The following is a 7446-nucleotide window of genomic DNA, read 5'->3' on the forward strand; positions in this document are numbered from 1 at the left end:
GCCAGCTTCGAATACATCGAAGTCTTTTATAATCGCAAACGGCAGCATTCGACGCTTGGATATCGCTCACCAATCCAGCACCTCGAACAATGGGCCAGTGAGCAAAATCAGGAAAAGCGGGCTGCATAAAATCCACCTGATGGAAGACGAAATATCGAGGGAACCTCACTTGAGGGATATTGACCGCGTGATCTTTAACTTGTCTTCTGGTGTTGTTGCCGCCTTGAGTTGCGCCCTGTAGTCAGTTTCATCGTTGAGAATTCCGGCGATTGTTTGATTAGCGCCGCGCAATTTCCCGAATATGTCATTAAGATGAATCCTGGAAGTCGAAGTCAATTGGAAAGATTTTTCTTCTTCGTAGAACGCGAAGATTGGAGAAAAAACGCGCTCGACTTGTTCATCGGAGCCCATCATATTGAACACAATGCGGATTTTGTTTGCGGGCACTCCAATATCAGACAATGCCCCGATTGTGGATATGGTGTCGCGTTGCTGCTTGAGGTTAGCTACAGTAGGAACAACAAAATAGTCGAAATCCTCATGGGATCCGTGATACTGGGTCATGAAGAGAATAAAATCTTCGACGTTCGACGCACCCACATCGATGATTGCGTCATCCATGAGTCCGAGTGTTTCAAGTATCTCGCCAAATTGCTTGCCGCGAAATTGATCTCGATCTAATCCGTCCGAATTAATACTTTCAACGGGAATAACCGGAGCGTTATTGAGGCGAGGAGAGAGGAGGTGATCTGAAATAGTCGACTTTCCAACATTTCCAGAAAAATTGATCACTGCAATTTTGATATTTTTCTTCATTTATTTTTCTCCAGTAGTTGTTGAATGCGCGGGTGCATGGGCTCTTGAATATATTGGTCGGAAAATCTGGCTCGTCGGTCTGCTGAGGTCAGACGGGGATCCTGGTCCTGAATTTCCTGCAACGTCATTTTTGCATTTGACGATATGGATGCTTTTGCCGATTCGTTTAAATTTATCGTAGGATTTGTAATATCTGCGGAATCCTTGGCTAATTGCAACGTTGCATGTACTCCCTTGTCATGTATTCGTTTCTTGCGAATGCGGTGCAGCGCCAGCCTGAAAGAGGCGATACTTATTTTCATAATTCCTTGCTTTTCTATTTCTTGTACGATTTCTGCATAGGACACACCATTTGAAATCGCTTGCTCTACTTGATCAAGTATTTCTGATAGTTTCGTAGTATTTGATTTCTTGCCGGACGTTGATATCAAGTGGTCGACTAGAAATTTTTCATTGGTCATATCAACTCCTGTAAAGTTGTAAATTCATCGTGACTGTCCGCGCATTTGTCAGATTGAGCTAAAAATCGAGAACTCTGTGATCACCCTGTGATAACTCCTCGATAACTTGGTGGCACACGCCGATTACGCGGTGATAACTGATTAGATTATGGAAATCTATGTGCTCTCTGTTTGTTCAAAAGCGGTGGCATTTTGAGAAGAACTTTGATTGACATGGGAAAAACATCTATGGCATTCTTTGTATGTCGCTTCGCGGCATCGACCCAATCTCAATTCCATCTGCTCTATTCAACTGCATAGAACAGATTTCACGAAGCCACACCTGTGGCACTACGTAGCACTCAAGGCGACTCATCGCATTCTTTTTCTCAGGATGTCTCGATGATCGTCTTTTTTAAAAAACAGAAATAAAATACAGACAAAGACAGAGGGAGACGCAGATGCTCTGTTTATAAGACTTTCAAGCGATTAGCGGTGACATAACAAAGACAGAACGCAAATCCTAGGCTCAAAACACCGAAAAAAATCGGCATCAAAAACATCAACCGCGACGGTATTCCGCCCTCGCTCACCCCCTTCAAATATTCAATTTCCTCGACCTCGCCTGAGAGTCAGTGCCTCCCACAAATAAAAGAATCAAGACGACAAAAATTGTGAACAGGGCTCGTCACCCTGGTGGATGAAGACGCGGCAATCTGGCCGCGCCCGCCGCCCCAACTCACGCCAGCTTCGGTTGGTACATTTACAAATCGGGTATGTGCACTACCCAAGCCGCCCTAGGGCGGAGTGCGCCGCGAGAAACTGCGTGAATGTTCTGCTCTTTGCCGATGTAGGCAAAGAAACTGGTAGCCGCAAGGCGCTGGCGTGTTGGTGAATTGGCAAGGTGGAAGGCCGACGCGAAATTTGATTATTTATGATGGGTTCCATCCCCCGCCACGCAGTGACAGTAGTAGCGATAGGTTGACCAGTGAGGAAGTCGCCGATTTGCATAAGCGCCTTCCCGACTGGCTGAAGGAATTTTTGACTAATTGGAGGGTGGTATGAAGTGGGAACAGAAAGTGAATCAAGTTTTAGCTGTGCACGGAGCGAAAAGGATGAATGGCAACAAGGCATCCGAGAGAACCCAAACGCTGACCAGGGCGGTGATTTACGCGTCAATGCGCCGTTGGCATGCGCTTGGGTACAAGATTGAAGATCCACATAATTTAAAAGATCGTCACATTGACCTTCTCGTGCGCGACTGGTGGTTCACTCAAAAGAAGAAGTTCAAAACCATCCAAAACGATCTTTCGCGTCTGCGGTGCTTTTGCAAGATGATGGGAAAACCTTGCCTGGTGAAAAAAGTCCATGACTACCTGCATGATGTCGATCCCAAGTTTTTGATCGTGCATTCAGCTGCAACCAAGCCAAAGAGTTGGGATGCGGCCGGCCTGGACATGCTGTCCATATTTGAGAAAGTTGATGCACGGGATCGGCAATTGGGATTGATGCTGCGGATCGAGCTGGCTTTTGGGTTGCGGCGTGAAGAGGTTTTAAAGTGTGATGTGCATGCCCAGGACTACGGGCGATATTTTGCCATCTACCCAGGGCAGGGAAAAGGCGGGAGGGAACGAGACATCCCGTCGATGACCGACGCGCAGCGTCAAATCCTTGACTACGTAAAATCGAAAGCCAAAATGAATTGCCCGTTAGGGTGGGAATTCACAAAGGGCGGGAAGGTGGCCACATTGGAGCAAAACCTGACCCGTTACGACAACCTGATGGCGGCGCTCGGCTTCACAAAAAATGGCTACGGCGTAACGGGCCACGGTTTGCGCGCTCAATTTGCTGAAAACCACGCCCTGATCAACGGCATCATTCCTCCAAGCATGGGGGGGGCGCGTGGCCAAATGGATCGAGAGGAATTAAAAAGCCGATTACAAAAAATATCCGAAGCGCTCGGCCATCACCGTATCAGTGTCATGAATGCTTATTTCTGCTCGTTTGGGAAACAGAGCAGTCTTGATGCCGCCGATCTGTATTTAAAAAATATTGATGCTGGGTTGGCTGTACTGGCAGGACAAGAATTACCCCTGGTCAATGACGAATGGCGCGAAGATTGCATCCACATCCGTAACACGTTGGAGCAGTTGTACGTCGAGGCGACGTTACCTCAGGTGCAAGAGTTGTGGAGAATATATTGCCTTAGAAATGGAGTGAAATGGATGAAGCCAGAATTGGAAATTGGCATTGCCATCCAGAGTTCTGCACTGACTCTAACGAAGACGGCATTGAAATCAAACGAAAAGGCAGCTTGAAATGCAACACGCTAAACACAGCTGGGAAATTGTTCGCGCGTATTGTCAGCCACCTTGCTGGATCATCACCAGCCAAAAAAATGGGTCAATCTAGTACGCAAATATACAGATACCATGCTAAAAGCCTGCGTTAACGCAGGCTTGGTTGGGCTCCGAACAGAGAGGCAGTTGGATTTTAGTTCATCAGAGTATTAGTAAGCAATCATGGTCCAAAATAATAGGAAATCAGGGCCGGTGCCGAAGGCTCCCCGGCCATGCGTCGCTCAATAAAATCACCCAGTTCGGTTGCCGGAACCACCAAATCCGAGTCAATCAAAAGAAACTGTACGTGCTTTCCGTCCACACCGAGAGCTAGCTTATAGATTTCGTCGTATAGTGCGCGTACAAGCTGAGGGTCCTTATCTTCGCTGATATTCTTCGTAGGGCTATCGATGATGAGAATATTCGGAATTGGTAGATTTTTTCTCAGCGCGACTGAGTGGACGGCCAAGGCGTAGCAGACGTTGAAAAGAGTTTTTTTTCCTCCACTGCCGGTGTCCCAAAATCCCCATTCTTGTTCTTTGTGCCTGACTATTGGCTCCCAGTTGCGGGGATTGATGATAACGTCATCGATTTCAGAGATTCCAGGGAATGAGACATCGATAAGAATTCGCTTGAACTCGGCTTCAAGCTCGGCGACATTTCCATCGGCAATCCTGAGCTTTTCTCGCTCGGCGTTGCTTGCTGTTTTCAACAGGTCAATTTTCCCTTGTAGGGAGCCAGCATCTTCCTCGAGTGTGTTAATGGCAAGCGGCATCTTTTCCAGGCGTTCGAGTGAACGGATGCGCTCAGCATAAGTTGCTATTTCGCGCTCACTGGCTCGGACGCTCTCCACAAAGGACGAATCATAGCGAGCCAATTCTGTTTGGAGTTGCGCATCTAGGGCCTCCTTTTCGGAGATTTCGCCCGCCAACAGACGGTGCATCCGAGCTATCTCGCGCTCACGTCGTTGGATGGAATCTCCTATCTGCTCGATTCGGTCGTTCATATCCCTGTGAAGAGCTTCAAGTTCGACCCCCGGATATTCGTGACTCTGCTGCGACGGCGTCAAGCATAACCGGCAGTGGTCATGTGAATGCGTGCGACCGGCTATGTCGGCGCCGCACTCGGGGCAGCGAAGAAAAGCGACGCCCTCCAGAATCTGACCGGCCTGTTCTGCCCGGCTTGCCTTGGTCTTTGCGGTAATGAGCTCTGCTCTCAATGAATATTGCTCAGACATCGATTGCTCTGCATCTTGGATTGCGACTTGCAGCAGCTCAACCTTCGCACCTCTCTGTCGCAATTCGATGCGTAGCGGATCGGTTGGATGTGTCGTGGCCAGTCGGGTGGCGTCAAGTTGTTTCCGTGTGTTTGTGGCCTGCGCGAGGTGTTCCTTAGCCCCGTTGATTTCGCCAGCCAAGTCAATCTCCGAGCTCCAACCAAACTGCTCCATAAAGACGCGAATCTGCTTCACGGTCTCACGTTTCACACGCTGCTGGTCCTGCGCCTGGAACAGCTCGCCATCTAGCTGGTTCAGCCTGTCAGAGTGCAGCCCAGTGAAGAAACGCATCGCGTCTTGGCTCTTGCGACCACGGAACGGGTCTTCTAAGCGGTAGAACGAAGAATCCAAATGAGCCTGTTCAAGATAGCAATACCACCAGATATCACGGAAGCTCAATCGGATGAGCGGAGAGTCTGGGTCCCTATTGCGCTTTCGAACTTTGATGGGCGTGACGCCGCATAAGAAGAATATCAAGTCACTTAAGCTGCAGACGACTTCCGCGAAAATCGGTTTTTCGGTGGCAGCAAGCGGGGCATTCAAATAGAACTGCTCGCCGGATGGCTTCGTCCAAGTCACTTTGACTGCCTGTGTATCGTCTGCTGCACGCTCAAACAGACATTCACAGTCTCCAAGGCGTAACGAGAGTTCCGCTGCAATGAATTCAAGTTGTATAGCGGGTGTACGCTCAAGCTCTCCACCGAAGCAGTAGTCAATCATTCGAGCGACGCTTGACTTCCCCTTGCCAATTGGGCCGTGGAGGAATGTAACGCCTGGCGAAAACGTGATGCTCTCTACGGTTTTCTTCGTTCTAACGTTCAGGTAATTGAGCTGGATTTTCATGTAGGGATGACCGCGTTGGAACGGAGAGAGATGACCTCTGGGAAAGTTTGGTAGATGAACTTCATCAGGTTCGTGGCGGTTAAGTCGAGATGGCGCTTCAACGCCCCGGCGCGGCGAGAGTGTGCTTCGAAGACTGGGTTCTCAGCTACCAGCCCGAGATATTCGGCCTTGTTTCGAAGGTCCGCCGCTGAATTCAACGAGATAGCGGAAAAACCACCGGCGTTGAGTTTTGTACTAAGAAGAGCAGGGCTGCCTTTCCCCAGTTCTGGAAGGCGTTCAGTCGGTCCATCCAGCGGTAACGTACCGGAAAGGCCATCCTCCAGCACATACAGGAGTTTTGCGGCATCAATACGTTTTCCTTCAATTCGCGCACTGACCTCTGTTGCAAGGGGCATCGATGTTATCGGCAGATATCCCGGTAACACATCCTTGTGTGCCAACGAAGAAGCGCGGCTGCATTCGGTTACGAGATATTTAGCGGCCCGTGCAACAGAAGCATGAACAAGTTCTGCGGCCCGCGGCCACAGCTCTTCACCGGTCAAAGTCGAAATCAAGCGCATCTCGACGTCGGCAAGTTTGGGTAACGTATCGTCCGCCGATGTCTTCTCTAGTGCGCGCCGCACAATCATATCGTCGCATTCGGCAAGGCGCGAAACGATGTTGAGAAATGCCTGAACCGGTTTCGGAAGCGCTTCAGCTGAATCCTTGCCTTTGGCAATCTCGCCCAGTACGTACTTGAGGTCCTTCCCGGTCTTACCGGTCCGAATCGGATGATTAGTCAGGAACTTGAACGCGACGAACTGGTCGGGAAACTGTTCGTCCAGCTTGCAAAACCGCGCACAAGAGGTTCGTACTGCTTCATCAGTGGTGCGCCACGCGTCCTGACCACCTTCCCGTGTTTTAACTTGTAGGCCGCTGAATGTACCATCTTCATGCTTGATAAGGATGTCTTCGTGGTGTTCGCAAAATACTTCGCGAATCTTCTGCGTCTTATCTAGAAGGGTGCAGCATGCAATCGCCGCCCAAGTCCATTGGAATCGAAATCTTCGAGCGACCTCATCACCTGGGTCTTTTGCAGCCAATACCAAAGCAGGACTTGCTATGCCGGACATGCTTTATCCCTATATTTGTTCTTATTCAAACCGCACAGAGCTGGCACCGAGGAGTGACGTACGGGCCGAAAAGAGTTTGGAACCGAGGTACCCTTGGCGGGAGGAAAATTGACACCGTTAGCATGTCATCGACCTTTCACATGAACCAGAAGCAACGGCGCTCCCCAGCGTCCGTCACATACGTGCCCTCCCAAACTATTCTGTATCCGAAAGCTTAGCTGCTACGAAAATCTATTATAAGGTAACATTTAATCTGACTCCTCGGTGGCATAGTGAGGTTCCCTCGATATTTCGTCTTCCATCAGGTGGATTTTATGCAGCCCGCTTTTCCTGATTTTGCTCACTGGCCCATTGTTCGAGGTGCTGGATTGGTGAGCGATATCCAAGCGTCGAATGCTGCCGTTTGCGATTATAAAAGACTTCGATGTATTCGAAGCTGGCAGCCTTCATGTCGGCATGCGTAGCGTAACGCAGGCCATGGTAGCGTTCATTCTTGAAACTGTTAAACCAGCTCTCCGTAGGGGCATTGTCCCAGCAGTTACCTTTCCGGCTCATCGAGCAAGTCATGCCGAATTTCTTGAGCTGGTCCTGAAACGCGTGACTGGCATACTGGCTGCCTC

At 49.5% G+C, this 7446-nt stretch carries 7 protein-coding genes; 2 read left to right on the top strand and 5 right to left on the bottom strand.

The window, feature by feature from the left end; all coding sequences use genetic code 11:
* Nucleotides 1-129, top strand: a 129-nt coding sequence (locus tag BM029_RS25800) for an IS3 family transposase (RefSeq protein WP_371329166.1), incomplete at its 5' end; no start/stop codon positions are given.
* A gap of 36 nt (nt 130-165) precedes the next feature.
* Here BM029_RS25800 and stbB read toward each other — a convergent pair.
* Together stbB and BM029_RS25235 are read right to left on the bottom strand one after the other, a co-directional pair.
* Nucleotides 166-816: a StbB family protein gene (stbB, locus tag BM029_RS25230; RefSeq protein WP_092440773.1), complete on the bottom strand. Its 651-nt coding sequence runs from the start codon at nt 814-816 to the stop codon at nt 166-168.
* Complete coding sequence (locus tag BM029_RS25235; RefSeq protein WP_092440775.1) at nt 813-1277, bottom strand: hypothetical protein; 465 nt, start codon at nt 1275-1277, stop codon at nt 813-815. Before BM029_RS25235 ends, stbB begins: the two co-directional genes overlap by 4 nt.
* Before the next feature lie 1040 nt (nt 1278-2317).
* Between BM029_RS25235 and BM029_RS25240 the strand changes: the two genes are divergently transcribed.
* Nucleotides 2318-3574: a phage integrase N-terminal domain-containing protein gene (locus BM029_RS25240; RefSeq protein ID WP_092440777.1), complete on the top strand. Its 1257-nt coding sequence runs from the start codon at nt 2318-2320 to the stop codon at nt 3572-3574.
* A 202-nt stretch (nt 3575-3776) separates the two neighbouring features.
* Here BM029_RS25240 and BM029_RS25245 read toward each other — a convergent pair whose 3' ends face one another.
* From BM029_RS25245 to BM029_RS25255, 3 genes are all read right to left on the bottom strand, one after another.
* A complete protein-coding gene (locus BM029_RS25245) occupies nt 3777-5714 on the bottom strand; it encodes an AAA family ATPase (protein WP_092440779.1) in 1938 nt (645 codons plus the stop codon).
* Entirely contained in the window at nt 5711-6826 is a 1116-nt protein-coding gene (locus BM029_RS25250; protein WP_092440781.1) for a dsDNA nuclease domain-containing protein, read from the bottom strand. The genes BM029_RS25245 and BM029_RS25250 overlap by 4 nt, the downstream gene beginning before the upstream one ends.
* A gap of 312 nt (nt 6827-7138) precedes the next feature.
* A partial coding sequence (locus BM029_RS25255) for an IS3 family transposase (protein WP_139217346.1) occupies nt 7139-7446 on the bottom strand: 308 nt, incomplete at its 5' end.

It is taken from the genome of Collimonas sp. OK607 (genome assembly GCF_900111995.1).
Taxonomy (GTDB): domain Bacteria; phylum Pseudomonadota; class Gammaproteobacteria; order Burkholderiales; family Burkholderiaceae_D; genus Collimonas.